Origin of the sequence: Streptococcus sp. E24BD (genome assembly GCF_041807825.1) — a bacterium.
Taxonomy (GTDB): Bacteria; Bacillota; Bacilli; order Lactobacillales; family Streptococcaceae; genus Streptococcus; species Streptococcus entericus.
The window spans coordinates 14,822-30,549 of record NZ_JBGTZB010000025.1 but is presented as its reverse complement, the minus strand read 5'-3'; the positions used below and the strand labels follow the sequence as shown (position 1 = coordinate 30,549).

Sequence of the window (15,728 nt, the reverse complement as noted above, 5' to 3'; positions counted from 1 at the left end):
CGGGCTGTCCCTATGATAATGCCGTCGATGAGAGCACCTACCGCTCTTTCAAACTGGAGTTTATCAACCAGGAGACCTGCCAGTCACTAGAAGAACTAACCCTTAAAACCAAGGACTATGTCCACCGGTGGAACCATCATCGCATTCACGGCAGTCTCGATTACCAAACACCTATGGTTAAGCGAGTTATCGCTTAACAAAAACACTTTATAAAAATTGTACAGAAAAGGGGTGACTTTTCAGAACATTACTCTGAAAACTATGCGAAGAATTTATGGTCACGATTTAAGGCATGCATGGGTTATGCTGAGAGATTAGGATATATTTCATCAATGCCATGCAAGGCGTTAGATAATCCTAGAGGCAAGCACCCTGATACACCATTTTGGACTTATATTGAGTTTCAGAACTTTATTAAATCATTTGATTTACAAGATTACGAAGAGTTACAAAGATTCACAACTATTTGGTTATATTATATGACAGGTGTTCGTGTGAGTGAAGGTTTATCGTTATGGTGGGAAGATGTCGATTTTGAGCATAAATTCTTGAAGGTTCATACAACCTTGGAAAAGGATGAAAATGGAAATTGGTACCGCAAAGACCAAACCAAAACACCAGCTGGAGAACGCCTTATTGAATTAGATGATGTGACAATATCAGTATTGGAAAACTGGCGAAAAAATCAAGTTTCCAATCAAGATACAGATTACATCATTTCACAATTTGGTGAACCGTTTTGTAAATTAACAATCTGTCGAATTATCAAGAGAAAAGCTCAAGAAGTTGGAGTACCGGTGATAACAGGAAAAGGTTTGAGACATAGCCATGCTTCTTATCTCATAAATGTTTTGCAGAAAGATATTTTATATGTAGCAAGACGAATGGGACATGCTGATAAATCTACAACTTTGAATACATATAGTCACTGGTTTAATGCATTAGATAAAACAGTATCAGAAGAAATCACTCAAAATGTAATTAGTGCAGGACTAGATTCCATTTTATGCCAAAATTCCTGCCAAACTCTGAGTAAAGGCTAAAAAGCCTATTATATCACCAACAGAGTAACGTGTGTTATTGTTACTCTTAAATAATCGATATCAGATTGTTTAAGGCTGAAAGCCTAGTATTATAGCCTTTTCAATGAGTTAAGGCGATTAAAAAATGGAAAGTCACCCCACAATTTTTTGTGAGGGTGTCTTTTTGCAACATTTAGTCTAGTAGGGTAATAGTGTCACACCTTAGGGTGATGAAAAGATAGAAGGAAATGGATTTTATTCCATTCTAGTAAGCCTATCAGTAGCATTATAACAGATTTTCGCTCGCTCATGTTGATATCTGCTAGAAAACTAAGGAAAAGTAGCTTTTTAGTTGAAGCTGAGCAGGGGCAAATCAGGTAGGTATTTTCAAATAATGCCGCAGAGCATTTACAGAAAATTCTTTTCTAAAAAGTTCAAGGAAAAGAAAAAAGTTGAAGAACAGTACTTGAAACGTTTCTGTCTTCAACTCAGTAATTGTCTAAAGAAATGCGGAGGAAGGGATTTGAACCCTCACACCCTACGGGCACATGCGCCTGAAGCATGCGTGTCTGCCGTTCCACCACCTCCGCAGGTGATATAACTATCTTAGCTGATTTTATGAAAAAAATCAAGCCTTAGGCAGAACTTTTTTAACCTTCCTAGTCATTCAGTAGCAGTTTTCCAGAGTGAACGAGGGAGTGGGCCAAAAATCGATAACCCAAGGGGGTCGATGTTGTTGCTCACCCCTCGCAAAGTTGAGTAGGGCTGTTATAGCTGATAGCATCAGCGTATTAGGGAGGAGAGTTGCTTTGCAACTCACGATTCCCCACCGTCAAGGCTCAAGCACCTTGAAGCATTCAGCAGTGGTTCATTGGTGCTGAAATACCTAATGAACTGTGCAAGGGCAGCTCTAAAACTGGCAAAGCCAGTAAAAGTTGCTTCCGATCACTGCGTATTGCAAGTAATACCTTATCAACGTTGAAGTTGGAGACTTTTGTCTCAGCCCCAGTACCTATACTAGAGACATTTGATAAAGTATGGTATAATAAAAACAAAAACAGAGGAGTTCATTTGCGAGGAAGAATTATTAAGGCCTTGGCAGGTTTTTACTATGTTGAGGCAGACGGACAGGTTTATCAAACCAGAGCGCGTGGCAATTTTAGAAAGACAGGACAGACGCCTTATGTAGGCGATTGGGTTGACTTTTCTGCTGAGGAGCAGTCAGAGGGTTATATCCTAGCCATCGAGGAACGCCATAACGCTTTGGTGCGTCCACCTATCGTCAACATTGATCAGGCGGTCGTTATCATGTCGGCGCGTGAGCCTGACTTCAATCCCAACCTGCTGGATCGCTTTTTGGTGCTTTTGGAGCACAAGCAGATTCACCCCATCATTTACATTACCAAGCTGGATTTAGTTGGGGAAATGGCAGAGCTGGACGAGATTCGCAGGCAGTATGAGAAGATAGGTTATGAGGTCTGCTATAGTGTCGAGGAGCTAGCGCCTCTTCTGACTAATCAGGTGACGATCTTTATGGGACAAACTGGAGTGGGCAAGTCTACTCTACTCAATAAAATTGCCCCAGATTTAAAGCTCGAAACAGGCGAGATTTCAGATAGTCTAGGTCGAGGACGCCATACCACGCGAGCGGTCAGTTTTTATGATGTCTTCGGTGGCAAGATTGCGGATACCCCAGGTTTTTCCTCCCTCGACTATCAAGTGACCACTAGCGAAGACCTCAACCAGGCCTTTCCAGACATCTCAAAGGTCAGCCAGTCTTGCAAGTTTCGCACCTGTACCCATACCCATGAGCCAGCCTGTGCCGTGAAACCGGCAGTAGCAGCTGGTGACATCTGGCAGGTTAGGTATGATAACTATTTGCAACTGCTCAGCGAAATTGACAACCGCCGTGGAACTTACAAAAAAGTTGCTAAGAAAAAATAAATGACATATCCTTGTCTCCTTTTTAAAGCCGTCGTTCCCATATCTATGTAGAAAGAGGTAACCCATGTCTTCTTACAAAATCGCCCCATCCATCCTAGCTGCTGACTACGCCAATTTTGCCAGTGAATTGCAGCGCATTGAGAAAAGCGGTGCAGACTATGTCCACATCGACCTCATGGACGGTCAGTTTGTGCCTAATATTAGTTTTGGGACAGATGTTGTTGCCAGTATGCGCAAACACAGCAAGCTGGTCTTTGATGTCCATCTCATGGTGGTTAATCCAGAGCGTTATGTGGAGGCCTGCGCCCAAGCAGGGACAGATATTATGACCATCCACACTGAGAGCACTACCCACATTCATGGTGCACTGCAAAAAATCAAGGCAGCGGGTATGAAGGCTGGTGTGGTCATTAACCCTGGCACGCCAGTTGAAGCCCTCTTTCCTGTGCTAGAGTTGGTCGATCAGGTGCTCATCATGACGGTTAACCCAGGGTTTGGTGGTCAAGCCTTTATTCCAGAAACCATGTCCAAGGTCGTTCGAATCGCAAAAGAGCGTGCTCGCCTTGGCTTGAGCTTTGATATCGAGGTGGACGGTGGCATTGATGACCAGACCATTGTCCTAGCAAAAGAAGCAGGCGCCAACGTCTTTGTCGCTGGTTCCTACCTGTTCAAGCAAGACCTGACAGCTGGTGTTGCTCGCCTGCGTGAGGTGCTAGATGCCTAGGATTGCCCTCTGCTTGGGTGGTCAGCCGACTCTTGTGCCACGTACCTTCGATGCTTATGTTGGTGTTGACCGAGCCTGTCTCTTTCTTTTGGAACATGGGCTGGCGCTGGATATGGCAGTGGGGGATTTTGATTCGGTGACAGCAGAAGAGCTTGCGACCATCAAACATCATGCTCTGATACTTCATCAAGCGCCGGCTGAAAAAAACGACACGGATGCTGAACTCGCCCTCAAACTAATTTTTGCCCAATACCCGACAGCTGAAGTGACAATTTTTGGTGCCTTTGGTGGGCGACTGGACCATGAATTGTCCAATCTCTTCTTGCCCAGCGACCCAGAACTTGCGCCCTACATGCAGCAACTGGTTTTGGTCGATGACCTGAACCGTGTCCAGTTTTTCCCGGTTGGCAGCCATGAGGTCACACAGGCAGAAGGGATGACCTATCTTGCTTTTATGGCATCAGGCGAGGGACAATTCACCATTCAAGGAGCTAAATACGAGATGACGCGCAGCACATTTTTCCAAAAAAAAATCTATAGTAGCAATGAATTTTTGGGACAGCCCGTTTGCTTTAGCCTAGATGAAGGGTATGCAGTGGTGATTCAGTCCCGAGATAGGAGGGCGTGATGGCTCTGTTGACCCTTGTCATGGTGGTTTTGGTGTTGTTGGTGCTGATCATCGTTCTCTGGAAGCAACGGCAACAGCAAGATCAACTCATCAAAACTTTAGAGAACCAAGCTGATAACCTCTCAGACCAACTGACTTATTTAATTGACATGGCAGGAAAAAATCAGCTCCTTGCCCAACAGGAGCAGTTGCTCCGCCTGCAAGATGGGCTTTATCAGCAATCTAGTGACCTACGAGAAGCTTTATACGATAATTTAACAGCCAGTCGCAATCAGACGGATCACCGCTTGGAGCAGTTGCAGACCCAGCTGACACTTGCGATTAAAGATTTGCAGACCTCTAATGAGCATCGCTTGGAAGATATGCGCCAAACGGTATCTGAAAAACTCGATCAAACCCTCAATCAGCGCTTGCAGACCTCCTTTGAGACGGTATCCAAGCAGCTGGAGAGTGTCAATCAAGGTCTGGGGGAAATGAAGACAGTAGCGCGTGATGTTGGTAGCCTGAGCAAAGTGTTATCAGGTAGCAAGACACGGGGGATTCTTGGAGAAATTCAACTGGCTCAGATTATTGAGGATATGCTGACCCCTAGCCAATACGAACGTGAGTTTGCGACGGTATCAGGTTCTAGTGAGCGAGTCGAATATGCGATTAAACTCCCTGGCCAAGCATCAGACACCCCAGTCTATCTGCCCATCGATGCCAAGTTTCCGCTAGAAGACTATTACCGTCTGGAAGAGGCATATGAACTGGCTGACCGTGACGGCATTGATCAGCACCGCAAAGCCCTGATGACCAGCGTCAAACGCTTCGCCAAGGACATTCAAAAAAAATACCTGAACCCGCCTGAAACGACCCAGTTTGGGATTCTCTTTTTACCGACGGAAGGTCTCTATGCCGAGGTGGTTAGGCAGGCTGATTTCTTTGACCGCTTGCGACGGGAGGAGCAGATTTTGGTGGCTGGGCCATCGACCTTATCGGCTCTACTGAACGCTCTATCAGTTGGTTTTAAGACCCTCAATATCCAAAAAAACGCGGATGACATCAGTAAGGTCTTGGGCAATGTTAAGACGGAATTTGGGAAGTTTTCTGGGCTTTTAACTAAGGCGCAAAAACAGCTCAATACCGCCAGTCGTACCTTGGACAGCGTTTTAACGACCAGAACTAATGCTATCGTGCGTGCCTTGACCACCATTGAGGCCTATCAAGACAGTCAGACCCAGTCGCTACTTGATTTGCCCCTTTTAGAAGATGAGGAAGATAATGAAGATTAATCAAATGAAAAAGGATGAGATTTTTACTGGTTTCTATCTCATCAAATCGGCTGACGTCAGAAAGACGCGGGCAGGCAAAGATTATATTGCCTTGACCTTCCAAGATGATACTGGAGAAATTTCAGGTAACCTCTGGGATGCCCAACCCTACAATATCGACACCTTTACCACAGGACGTGTGGTAAAAGTCAAAGGACGCAGAGAAGTTTACAATGGGATGCCTCAGGTCAATCAGCTCGTCATGCGGTTGCCAAAAGATGGCGAGCCGAATGACCCTGCTGATTTTAAGGAGAAATCACCAGTTGACTCTGCGGATGTTCGTGATTATCTGGAGCAGATGCTCTTTAAAATTGAAAATGCGACTTGGCAACGCATCGTTCGCGCCCTATACCGTAAGTACAACAAAGAATTTTTTACCTACCCTGCTGCAAAGACCAATCACCATGCCTTTGAGGCAGGTTTGGCCTATCATACAGCGACCATGGTTCGCTTGGCAGAGGCGATTGGGGATATTTACCCTGCACTCAACAAGAGCTTGCTCTATGCTGGGGTAATGCTCCATGATCTGGCTAAGGTTATCGAGTTAACTGGTCCTGACAATACGGAGTATACCATCAGGGGGAATTTGATTGGGCATATTGCCCTGGTCAATGAAGAAATTACCAAGATTATCACTGAACTAAACATCGATGATACTAAAGAAGATGTGACGGTGCTCCGCCATGTTCTGCTCAGTCACCATGGGCAGTTGGAGTATGGCAGTCCTGTTCGTCCAAAGATTATGGAGGCAGAAATCCTCCATATGATTGATAATATCGATGCGGAGATGATGATGATGACAACAGCACTCAATCGCATTGAACCAGGTGAAATGACAGCAAAAATCTTTGCCATGGATAATCGTTCCTTTTACAAACCACGATTTTAAGACGAATACCAAGAGAGACGGGCAATTTGAGCAAAAATGTTCGTCTTTTCTTTTGAATTATGATATAATGGGGAGAACATGAAAAGGTGGCTAATAACATGAAAATAAAACGCAGTGAACGTATGGTTGTCATCTCCAACTATTTGATTAACAACCCCTATAAATTAACCGGTTTGAATGTTTTTGCTGAAAAATATGAAGCAGCAAAATCATCAATCTCTGAGGATATTTCCATCATTAAAAGAGCTTTTGAAAGCAGTGGCATTGGTGAGGTGGAGACCGTTACTGGTGCGGCTGGGGGTGTCATTTTTACACCGATGATTTCAGAAGAAGAAGCCCGTCAAACAGCTTTAGAGCTGTGCGAGCGCTTGTCAGAAAGCAATCGGATTCTTCCTGGAGGCTACATCTACCTATCTGATTTATTGAGCACACCAAAACTCCTGAGAAACATCGGGCGTATCATTGCTCATAGCTTCAAAGGAGAAAAGATTGATGCGGTCATGACAGTTGCGACCAAAGGGGTGCCTTTAGCTAATGCTGTGGCCAATGTCCTTAATGTGCCTTTTGTTATCGTTCGCCGTGACCTCAAAATCACAGAAGGGTCAACGGTCAGTGTTAACTACGTTAGTGGTTCAAGTGGAGACCGTATCGAAAAAATGTTCTTGTCCAAACGTAGCCTAGCGCCAGGTAGCCGTGTCTTGATTGTTGATGATTTCTTAAAAGGCGGCGGGACAATCTCAGGTATGGCCAGCTTATTGGAAGAGTTTGACTCAACCTTGGTTGGAGTGGCTGTTTTTGCAGACAATACCCAAGAGCACCGTGAGCACTTCGCTTATAAATCTTTGCTTAGTGTGCCTAGCATTGATGTCAAATCACATACCGTCAAGGTGGAACTTGGCAATATCTTTGACCAATAAGGTTATCATCCCTTATGAGTATTCAACTGATAAGGGTGTTTCTTGTTTCCCTACATTAGTCGGGGTTGATCTCGCATGTTACGGAGGTAGTAGTAAATGAAAGTGGCGTTTGTTTGTCTTGGCAATATCTGTCGTAGTCCGATGGCGGAGTTTGTGATGAAACAGCTGGCGCAAGACCATGACCATCATCTGACGGTTGTCAGTCGTGCCACATCAAGCTGGGAGCATGGTAACCCAATTCATCGGGGCACCCAAGACACGCTTAATCGTTACGGCGTGTCTTATGACACTCACAAAACATCGCAGCAGATTAGTCTTGCAGACTTGGAAGACTATGATGTGGTGATTGGGATGGACGACCAAAATGTCATTGATTTGAAAAAGCTTTCGGCAGGTCGCTACGATGACAAAATCTTTCTCTTCTGCGATGGCGGAGTTCCTGACCCTTGGTACACAGGCGATTTTGAAGAGACTTATCACTTAGTAACAAGGGGGTGCCAATCATGGTTGGACAGATTAAAGAACAACTAAACCGAATAGCTAAAAACCAATCGTTTGACCGTCCTTTGTTAGAAAAATTAGCCTTTCTATTTGTCTTCTTGATGAGCCTAACCCTTCTGATGGCAACGGTTAGCCGAAAAATAGAGCTCGCTCTTGATGATGGGCGCTTAATTTACGTTGGTGATGTCCAAAACCATCGCTTAAATGGCTATGGCGAGCTGACTTATGACAATGGTGATTCTTATAAAGGGCAGTTTAAAAAAGGCGTCTTTCACGGCGAAGGCACCTTTGTTTCTCATTTGGGTTGGACTTACAAAGGGGAGTTCAAAAACGGTCAGGCAGATGGTAAAGGAGTCTTAAACACTGAGGATAAAGCTGTTTATGACGGCACATTTAAACAAGGGATTTATCAAAAATGAAGATAAAATGGTTTTCAATCATACGAGTGGTCGGTCTCCTTTTGGTCTTGGCTTATCACTTCTTTCAAAAGCAATTTTCAGGTGGATTTATTGGGGTTGACCTCTTTTTCACCTTTTCTGGCTATCTGGTCACAGCTGTTTTTATCGATGAGTTTAGTCAAACCGGTCAGATTGACTTAGCAAGTTTTGCCAGACGACGGCTCTACAGAATTTTGCCCCCGTTGGTCTTATCTGTTTTAGTCACCTTGCCTTTTACGCTACTGGTTAGACTAGACTTTGTCGCCAGTATCGGGCGTCAGGTGGCGGCAGCCCTAGGATTTGTAACCAATTTTTATGAAATCCTAACAGGTGGCAATTACGAAGCGCAATTTATTCCGCATTTGTTTGTCCATACCTGGAGTTTGGCGATTGAGGTCCAATTCTACCTGTTCTGGGGATTATTGGTTTGGTTCTTATCACGACGAGAAACACGTATCAACCGACTGAGGGGGAACTTATTTCTCTTGTCTGCTTGTTTATCGCTGGTGACATTTTCAAGCATGTTTATCAGTAGCTTCTTTGTGAGCAACTATTCGACCATTTACTTTTCTAGTTTGACTCATGTTTTTCCCTTCTTTTTAGGGGCTTATTTGGCAACGCTGGTAGGATTGCTCGAGACGACATCTTTTTACAGACGCCTGAGCCAACGGCTTAAAAAACAAGAGTTAGCCTTGCTGGCAACGGGAGCTGGTCTCGTTCTTCTTCTATTGGGTCTATTTTTGGACTTTAATCATATTTTTTCTTATTTATTTGGTTTTCTCTTGTCTAGTTTGGCAACCCTTGTCTTGATTGTGGTTTGTCGCATTTGGAGTGACCGAACACCAGACGGAGTCAATGAGCCTCCGGTGCTCAGTTTTTTAGCTAACATCAGCTATGGTGTTTATCTTTTTCATTGGCCACTGTACAATATCTTTAAAGAAGTAATGCCAAACCTGTTAGCTGTTTTACTCACGACTGCTTTATCACTGATTTTTGCCAGTGCTTCATTTTACCTTCTTGAGCCTTGGTTAGCAGGGGGACAAGCAAAAATCTGGGGTCAAGTCATTGATATCGCCCCTTATCGTCGCTGGTTGCAAGGAGGTCTTGCGGTATTTACAGCAGTTGCCTTGCTCATTATCAGCTTTGCCCCTGCTACTGGTGACTTTGAGCGGCAGATGATGGTCGATAACCTGCATCAGGCAGCGACGCAACTGCAACAGACACGCACTCTTGCTGGACAAGAAAAAGCATCTAAATATGATATCACAGAAGGTGTGACTATCATTGGGGACTCAGTTACCTTGCGGGCGAGCAAATCAATCACAGAAGCACTTCCTGAAGCTCTTGTCGATGCGCAAGGGAGCCGCAACCTCGCACAAGCCAATGAGATTGTTGCTAACCATATTGCTAACGGAAGTTTAACAAAGTATCTTGTCATTGGAACGGGTGTTAATACTATCTATAATTATCAGGAGGAGCTTGACCGACTGGTAGAACAATTACCAAAAGGCTACCACTTAATCTTAATAACGCCTTATGACGGTAACTCAGCGACATATGATAATCCTGTTGCGCAAAAAACTCGTGATTATGAACTAACCCTAGCCAAGACATATGATTTTATTACCTTGGCTGACTGGCACCAGACCGCTTTGTCAAATCCAGATATTTGGGTGGGTAGTGATAATATCCACTTCGGAGGTGATGGGGACGGCATTGTAAAAGGTGCGACGCTTTACGCTCAAACGATTCAAAAAGCAATTGAGGAAGCTAAAACAAAACCGGTCAAAAATTGATTCCGGCCTTTCAAATAAAACCGGCTACTGATTAACTGTAGTGGGTTAATCACTCCTAGAACCGAGAGAGGACAATTGTGTTCTTCTCTCGTTTTATGTTTAAAGCAATGAAAATGCGAGTTTTGAAGTTTTCATTTTCGGAAGCCGAATGTTTTCATTCTTAATGATGTGGATAAAATTGTTTGTAGTTTCAAGTTTGGTGTTTTAATAAGTTAATTCACGAATAAAAAATTATAAAGCAAGTATCATGATTAATGGTTGTATGCTATAATAAGTCCAGGAGGATGATCATGAAAAATTAACGCAANTGCTATAATAAGTCCAGGAGGATGATCATGAAAAATTAACGCAAGAAGTTCTACTTGACAATTCCTGTTTTTCTGGGAATGCTATTGGCTTCTGGTAAAGTAGCTGCTAATGAAACATCTGTAGAGCAACCACCCGTACCCCCAACCACCGAACCCTCTCAGGCAACAACTATAACACCTGCTGAATCAAGTACTGTTAGTGAGACGACACTTACGGCCGAAGCTAGTCCTGCTATTGCAGTTCGTGCTGCTGTTGAGACCAGCTCAACTACTCCTGCTTCCCAAGTGTCAGAGGAAAGTGTACCAGCTAGTGGGACTTATACCTTTACTGAGCGAGTTGGGGTCAAGAGCGAGCCTAAGATGTCAGCACCAGACCGAGACTACTACACTGCAGGTGAAAAAGCCAACTATGACAAAACTGGCGAGAACGACAATCATCTGTGGATCAGTTACGTCAGTTACCCTGGCAGTCGTAGTTATGTCCCTGTAAAAGATTTAGGACCATCAACTTCCTCAACACCTACTGAAACAGTCAAACCCGTTGCCGAGAAGGCACCTGCCAAGGTCGAAGTGGTCGGCTACGACGAGTATAAAACCAACTTTACCATCAAGGGCACAGGCACACCTGACACCAAACAGATTGCCCATGTGCGCGCTGCGGTGTGGTCGGAAAATAAAGGACAAGATGATTTGAAATGGTATGAACCTAAGGTATTTAATAACCAGGCAAGTGTTAAGGTTAACAAATAAAATCATTCCAATACCTCAGATGACTACCACGTCCATGTCTATACGACCTATGAAGACAAAGTAACTATTGGGACAGACCTCGGTAAGATTAAATTATCATCAGCTAGCGGGAGTTATAAGGAAAAAAACCAACAATTTGCAGGTAAATTATTTAATGTAATTGGTGACTATGTAGCAAACGAGCATATGTTATCGCCTCTCGTTTCAGCAATTAAACATATCGAAGATAAGGGGTATCAAGTTGGTTTCAAACTTTCTGATGTTCGTACAAATAAAGGAATTGAGTATAATGCCAATAAACGCTTCTATGAGTGCTAGTACCATTAAAGCACCATTTCTAGTCAGCTTAGCAGAGCAATATCCTGAGAAGATTGCAGAGCACCGTACAGTTATGGAGGCTGTTGCTAAGCAATCGAGCAATAGGGGCTATGCTCAAGCGGTTATACATCACTGGGCTGATCAATCAGGTATTAGTCGTGATCGCATTAGTCGCCGATGTCCAGATTTGACTCCAAAAGAACTCCATGCTCTTTGGGAAAGCAACTATGAGTACATCCAAGAGGGGGGCTCATGGTAAACAGATTGGCGCCATGTTTGAGACACCAAATCTATCACCGATTAAGTCTGTTTTAGGACAAACTTACAAAACCCAGAGCAAGGCGGGATGGATTGGAGACTTGGACTATCAAGCAGCTAATGATGCGGGCATCATCTATACAACAAAAGGTGATTACATTGTCTCCATCATGTCTAATAGTTATGGTAATTTAGGACTTTTGAATCCATTGGTTAAATCCTTAGATCAATTCCATCAAAATCTATAGTTCATTTTATTGCGATTTATCACAGTCTTAACCCAGATGAAACTTGGTCGCTGTTCTCTTCATCCTGCTTTTGATTTTTACTTCTCAGTTCATAACTAATTTTCCAAACAGAAAATTTGTCATAAAAAAGAGTAATGACGGGAATTTTTAGAAGGCTACAATCGCTTCGAGTTATCACAACAGCGAAACTTCAATAAAGTAAACTAAGTAACTAATCTATCTTTTAAATTTTTATTCTACACCGTAAGGCATAAATAAGCATAATATTCTAGAGGGAATCAAAAAACGATTAGATTTATAGTCTTAGCAGACAAAATAAAGAAATTGTGATAAAAAATTTGAAAATAGTAGTTCTACCACTCCTTGATGACCTGGTCAAGAAGTAGATGACATAAAATTTTAGTGATAATGTCAACTGATTTGAATGATGGTTACTAGGAAATTAAGCTCTTTATTAACCGTATTAGACTGATTACACCTAAGCCTGAGAGAGGATAAATTTTATCCTCTCTTATTTTATGTTTATGGCTAGAAACCATAAAAGTACACCAAAGTTATTTTTTTGACCTAATTTTAGGTGTGTAGTCCATAATTCCTAAGATGGATTCACCCACTATAGCCTTGGTCTTACGAGCTTTAAACATTAAAAGTAACGATAAGGTATTAAACCTGTCCAGCAACAGGGAAGTCCTTATCGTTTTTTCTGTGCTTCGGAGAATAAAAGTTTGCTAGGCAGGAATTGCTTGAGAACGTTCAAAAACTGGGTAGTAATGATTTAGATAATTTATTGACTTGATATAAAAACTTGATTTTTTTAAAGGAAAGGTGTAAACTATATCAGTAAGCGTTTTCTTGTTCAAAATAAAAAACTCGTTGACTTTTGTTAAAAAAATCACAAAAAGGGTTTACAAATGAATGGAAAAGTTGTATAATGAACATGTAAAACAAATGTGAAAAAATTAACAAGAAAAAATCTTGTTAAACAGAGGAGGAAAACCCATGGCTGAAAAATCAGTTAAACCAGAAGACAAAGCACTTAAAGCTCAAGTTCACGTGGATGAGTTGGTGCAAAAAGGTTTTGTTGCGCTTGATGCTTTCCGTCAACTGAACCAAGAACAGGTTGACTACATTGTGGCAAAAGCATCTGTTGCTGCCCTTGATGCGCACGGTATCTTGGCACAACATGCTTACGAAGAAACAGGACGTGGTGTTTTTGAAGATAAGGCCACCAAAAACCTCTTTGCCTGTGAGCACGTGGTCAACAACATGCGTGGTGTGAAAACTGTTGGAGTTATCTCAGATGATCCAATCACAGGTATCACACAAATTGCTGAGCCAGTTGGTGTAGTCTGCGGTGTTACCCCAACAACCAACCCGACCTCAACCACTATCTTCAAATCTCTGATTGCCCTGAAAACCCGTAACCCAATCGTCTTTGGTTTCCACCCATCAGCTCAAGAATCATCAGCTCATGCGGCGCAAATCGTGCGTGACGCAGCGATTGCAGCAGGTGCTCCTGAAAACTGTATTCAATGGATTACTGAACCTTCTATGGAAGCAACAGCAGCTCTGATGAACCACGACGGTATCGCAACCATCCTTGCGACCGGTGGTAACGCCATGGTGCGTGCCGCTTACTCATGTGGTAAACCAGCGCTCGGTGTTGGTGCAGGTAATGTCCCAGCTTATGTGGAAAAATCAGCTGACATCAAACAAGCTGTACATGACATCGTGATGTCTAAGTCCTTTGACAACGGTATGGTTTGTGCGTCTGAGCAAGCTGTTATTATCGACAAAGAGATCTACGATGACTTTGTAGACGAATTCAAATCTTACCACACCTACTTTGTTAACAAGAAAGAAAAAGCCCTCCTTGAAGAGTTCTGCTTCGGCGTGAAAGCCAACAGCAAAAACTGTGCAGGTGCAAAACTCAATGCCAACATCGTTGGTAAACCAGCAGAATGGATTGCAGAGCAAGCAGGTTTCAAAGTACCAGAAGGTACCAACATCTTAGCGGCAGAATGTGCTGAAGTTGGTGAAAACGAGCCACTTACTCGTGAAAAACTCTCTCCAGTTATCGCTGTTTTGAAAGCAGAAGACACCGAAGATGGTCTTGAAAAAGCCCGTCAAATGGTTGAATTCCACGGTCTTGGTCACTCTGCGGCGATCCATACTAAGGACGAAGCTCTTGCCAAAGAATTTGGTACCCGTGTGCGTGCCATGCGTGTTATCTGGAACTCTCCATCTACTTTCGGTGGTATCGGGGACGTTTACAACGCCTTTATTCCATCATTGACCCTTGGTTGTGGTTCTTACGGTCGCAACTCAGTTGGTGACAACGTGAGTGCTGTCAACCTCCTCAACATCAAGAAAGTCGGAAAACGGAGAAACAACATGCAATGGTTCAAAGTACCTTCTAAGATTTACTTCGAGCGCAATTCTATTCAATACCTGCAAACTGCAGAAGGTCTTGAGCGTGTCATGATTGTGACAGACAAGTCCATCGAAAAACTAGGGTTTGTGCAACGTGTGATTGACCAGCTCAACCTGCGTTCTAACAAAGTGACGGTTCAAGTCTTCTCAGATGTTGAGCCAGATCCAGACATCACCACTGTTCGTCGTGGTGCCGAAGTGATGCGTGCCTTTGAGCCAGATACCATTATCGCTTTAGGTGGTGGTTCTCCAATGGACGCTGCGAAAATCATGTGGCTCTTCTACGAGCAACCAGAAGTGGACTTCCGTGATCTGGTTCAAAAATTCATGGACATCCGTAAACGTGCCTTCCGCTTCCCATCATTGGGTGCAAAAGCTAAGTACATCGGTATCCCAACTACATCTGGTACTGGTTCAGAAGTAACGCCATTTGCGGTTGTGTCTGACAAAGCCAATAACCGCAAGTACCCATTGGCGGACTACTCATTGACACCAACTATTGCCATTGTGGATCCAGCTCTTGTAGAGACTGTACCAGGTTTTATCGCAGCAGATACCGGTATGGACGTCTTGACCCACGCGACAGAAGCTTATACCTCAAACTTTGCCAACGACTACACAGACGGTCTCGCTCTTCAAGCCATCAAGTTAGTCTTTGAATACCTTGAAAAATCAGTCAATGATTTTGACAGCGAAGCGCGCGAGAAAATGCACAATGCTTCCACCATGGCTGGTATGGCCTTTGCTAACGCCTTCCTTGGCATGAGCCACTCTATGGCGCACAAGATTGGCGGACGCTTCCACACCGTACACGGTCGGACAAACGCCATCCTCTTGCCATACGTTATCCGCTACAATGGTACTCGCCCATCTAAGACGACAACATGGCCGAAGTACAACTACTGGAAAGCGGATGTGAAATTCCAAGAAATCGCTCGTATGCTTGGTTTGCCATGCGCTACACCGGAAGAAGCGGTTGAGGCTTACGCTAAAGCTGTGTATGACCTCGGTGTGCGTGTCGGTATCAAGATGAACCTACGTGACCAAGGTGTCGACGAGAAAGAACTCAAGAAATACTCTCGTGAATTGGCTCTTCTGGCTTACGAAGACCAATGTTCACCAGCTAACCCACGCTTGCCAATGGTTGACCACATGCAAGAAATCATCGAAGACGCCTACTACGGCTACGCAGAACGCCCAGGACGTCGGAAGTAAAAAAATAAAAGGAAAAGCGATCAGGTA

General features: G+C 43.6%; 14 protein-coding genes, 1 tRNA gene and 2 pseudogenes. 15 read left to right on the top strand and 2 right to left on the bottom strand.

Annotated elements, in window-relative coordinates:
* Window positions 1–197 (top strand): IS3 family transposase (locus ACERC5_RS07185; protein ID WP_373660503.1); only part of this gene is annotated, 197 nt, incomplete at its 5' end.
* Window positions 198–242: 45 nt separating this feature from the next.
* Window positions 243–1,043 (top strand): annotated as a pseudogene (locus tag ACERC5_RS07180) (site-specific integrase); the annotation flags it as partial.
* A gap of 487 nt (window positions 1,044–1,530) precedes the next feature.
* On the opposite strand, the gene ACERC5_RS07175 reads toward ACERC5_RS07180, so the two are convergent.
* Window positions 1,531–1,612 (bottom strand) — tRNA-Leu (locus ACERC5_RS07175).
* Window positions 1,613–2,093: 481 nt separating this feature from the next.
* On the opposite strand from ACERC5_RS07175, the gene rsgA reads away from it, so the two are divergent.
* From rsgA to ACERC5_RS07130, 9 genes are all read left to right on the top strand, one after another.
* The gene (rsgA, locus tag ACERC5_RS07170; protein WP_373657935.1) at window positions 2,094–2,966 is read left to right on the top strand and encodes a ribosome small subunit-dependent GTPase A; all 873 of its coding nucleotides are present in this window, start codon (window positions 2,094–2,096) and stop codon (window positions 2,964–2,966) included.
* Between the two features lie 64 nt (window positions 2,967–3,030).
* Window positions 3,031–3,690, top strand: a complete 660-nt coding sequence (gene rpe, locus ACERC5_RS07165) for a ribulose-phosphate 3-epimerase (RefSeq protein ID WP_373657936.1) — start codon at window positions 3,031–3,033, stop codon at window positions 3,688–3,690.
* Window positions 3,683–4,318 (top strand): thiamine diphosphokinase, encoded by a 636-nt coding sequence (locus tag ACERC5_RS07160; RefSeq protein ID WP_373657938.1) that lies wholly within the window; start codon window positions 3,683–3,685, stop codon window positions 4,316–4,318. The genes rpe and ACERC5_RS07160 overlap by 8 nt, the downstream gene beginning before the upstream one ends.
* A complete protein-coding gene (locus ACERC5_RS07155; RefSeq protein ID WP_373657940.1) occupies window positions 4,318–5,592 on the top strand; it encodes a DNA recombination protein RmuC in 1,275 nt (424 codons plus the stop codon). Before ACERC5_RS07160 ends, ACERC5_RS07155 begins: the two co-directional genes overlap by 1 nt.
* A complete protein-coding gene (locus ACERC5_RS07150; protein ID WP_373657941.1) occupies window positions 5,582–6,520 on the top strand; it encodes a 3'-5' exoribonuclease YhaM family protein in 939 nt (312 codons plus the stop codon). Before ACERC5_RS07155 ends, ACERC5_RS07150 begins: the two co-directional genes overlap by 11 nt.
* Before the next feature lie 98 nt (window positions 6,521–6,618).
* Window positions 6,619–7,437: a pur operon repressor gene (purR, locus tag ACERC5_RS07145; RefSeq protein WP_373660502.1), complete on the top strand. Its 819-nt coding sequence runs from the start codon at window positions 6,619–6,621 to the stop codon at window positions 7,435–7,437.
* Window positions 7,438–7,533: 96 nt separating this feature from the next.
* Window positions 7,534–7,968 carry a low molecular weight protein-tyrosine-phosphatase gene (locus tag ACERC5_RS07140; protein WP_373657943.1) on the top strand — a complete coding sequence of 145 codons (435 nt, stop codon included), beginning with the start codon at window positions 7,534–7,536 and terminating at the stop codon, window positions 7,966–7,968.
* Window positions 7,941–8,357, top strand: a complete 417-nt coding sequence (locus ACERC5_RS07135; RefSeq protein ID WP_373660501.1) for a hypothetical protein — start codon at window positions 7,941–7,943, stop codon at window positions 8,355–8,357. The genes ACERC5_RS07140 and ACERC5_RS07135 overlap by 28 nt, the downstream gene beginning before the upstream one ends.
* A complete protein-coding gene (locus ACERC5_RS07130) occupies window positions 8,354–10,171 on the top strand; it encodes an acyltransferase family protein (protein WP_373657945.1) in 1,818 nt (605 codons plus the stop codon). The genes ACERC5_RS07135 and ACERC5_RS07130 overlap by 4 nt, the downstream gene beginning before the upstream one ends.
* A gap of 55 nt (window positions 10,172–10,226) precedes the next feature.
* Here ACERC5_RS07130 and ACERC5_RS07125 read toward each other — a convergent pair.
* Window positions 10,227–10,375, bottom strand: a pseudogene (locus tag ACERC5_RS07125) (ISL3 family transposase); the annotation flags it as partial.
* A gap of 158 nt (window positions 10,376–10,533) precedes the next feature.
* On the opposite strand from ACERC5_RS07125, the gene ACERC5_RS07120 reads away from it, so the two are divergent.
* The 4 genes from ACERC5_RS07120 to adhE all read left to right on the top strand — a co-directional run bounded on the left by ACERC5_RS07120 (window position 10,534) and on the right by adhE (window position 15,701).
* The gene (locus ACERC5_RS07120; RefSeq protein ID WP_373660500.1) at window positions 10,534–11,229 is read left to right on the top strand and encodes an SH3 domain-containing protein; all 696 of its coding nucleotides are present in this window, start codon (window positions 10,534–10,536) and stop codon (window positions 11,227–11,229) included.
* 307 nt (window positions 11,230–11,536) lie between these two features.
* Window positions 11,537–11,806 carry a hypothetical protein gene (locus ACERC5_RS07115; RefSeq protein WP_373660499.1) on the top strand — a complete coding sequence of 90 codons (270 nt, stop codon included), beginning with the start codon at window positions 11,537–11,539 and terminating at the stop codon, window positions 11,804–11,806.
* Window positions 11,775–12,053: a hypothetical protein gene (locus tag ACERC5_RS07110; protein WP_373657948.1), complete on the top strand. Its 279-nt coding sequence runs from the start codon at window positions 11,775–11,777 to the stop codon at window positions 12,051–12,053. Before ACERC5_RS07115 ends, ACERC5_RS07110 begins: the two co-directional genes overlap by 32 nt.
* Before the next feature lie 999 nt (window positions 12,054–13,052).
* Window positions 13,053–15,701 (top strand): bifunctional acetaldehyde-CoA/alcohol dehydrogenase, encoded by a 2,649-nt coding sequence (gene adhE, locus ACERC5_RS07105; protein ID WP_373657949.1) that lies wholly within the window; start codon window positions 13,053–13,055, stop codon window positions 15,699–15,701.
* The last annotated feature ends 27 nt before the right edge of the window (window positions 15,702–15,728 follow it).

Coding starts and splice junctions, on each gene's coding strand:
- rpe (WP_373657936.1), top strand. CDS start 3,031: ATGTCTTCTTACAAAATCGCCCCATCCATCCTAGCTGCTGACTACGCC.
- ACERC5_RS07160 (WP_373657938.1), top strand. CDS start 3,683: ATGCCTAGGATTGCCCTCTGCTTGGGTGGTCAGCCGACTCTTGTGCCA.
- ACERC5_RS07155 (WP_373657940.1), top strand. CDS start 4,318: ATGGCTCTGTTGACCCTTGTCATGGTGGTTTTGGTGTTGTTGGTGCTG.
- ACERC5_RS07150 (WP_373657941.1), top strand. CDS start 5,582: ATGAAGATTAATCAAATGAAAAAGGATGAGATTTTTACTGGTTTCTAT.
- purR (WP_373660502.1), top strand. CDS start 6,619: ATGAAAATAAAACGCAGTGAACGTATGGTTGTCATCTCCAACTATTTG.
- ACERC5_RS07140 (WP_373657943.1), top strand. CDS start 7,534: ATGAAAGTGGCGTTTGTTTGTCTTGGCAATATCTGTCGTAGTCCGATG.
- ACERC5_RS07135 (WP_373660501.1), top strand. CDS start 7,941: ATGGTTGGACAGATTAAAGAACAACTAAACCGAATAGCTAAAAACCAA.
- ACERC5_RS07130 (WP_373657945.1), top strand. CDS start 8,354: ATGAAGATAAAATGGTTTTCAATCATACGAGTGGTCGGTCTCCTTTTG.
- ACERC5_RS07115 (WP_373660499.1), top strand. CDS start 11,537: ATGAGTGCTAGTACCATTAAAGCACCATTTCTAGTCAGCTTAGCAGAG.
- ACERC5_RS07110 (WP_373657948.1), top strand. CDS start 11,775: ATGAGTACATCCAAGAGGGGGGCTCATGGTAAACAGATTGGCGCCATG.
- adhE (WP_373657949.1), top strand. CDS start 13,053: ATGGCTGAAAAATCAGTTAAACCAGAAGACAAAGCACTTAAAGCTCAA.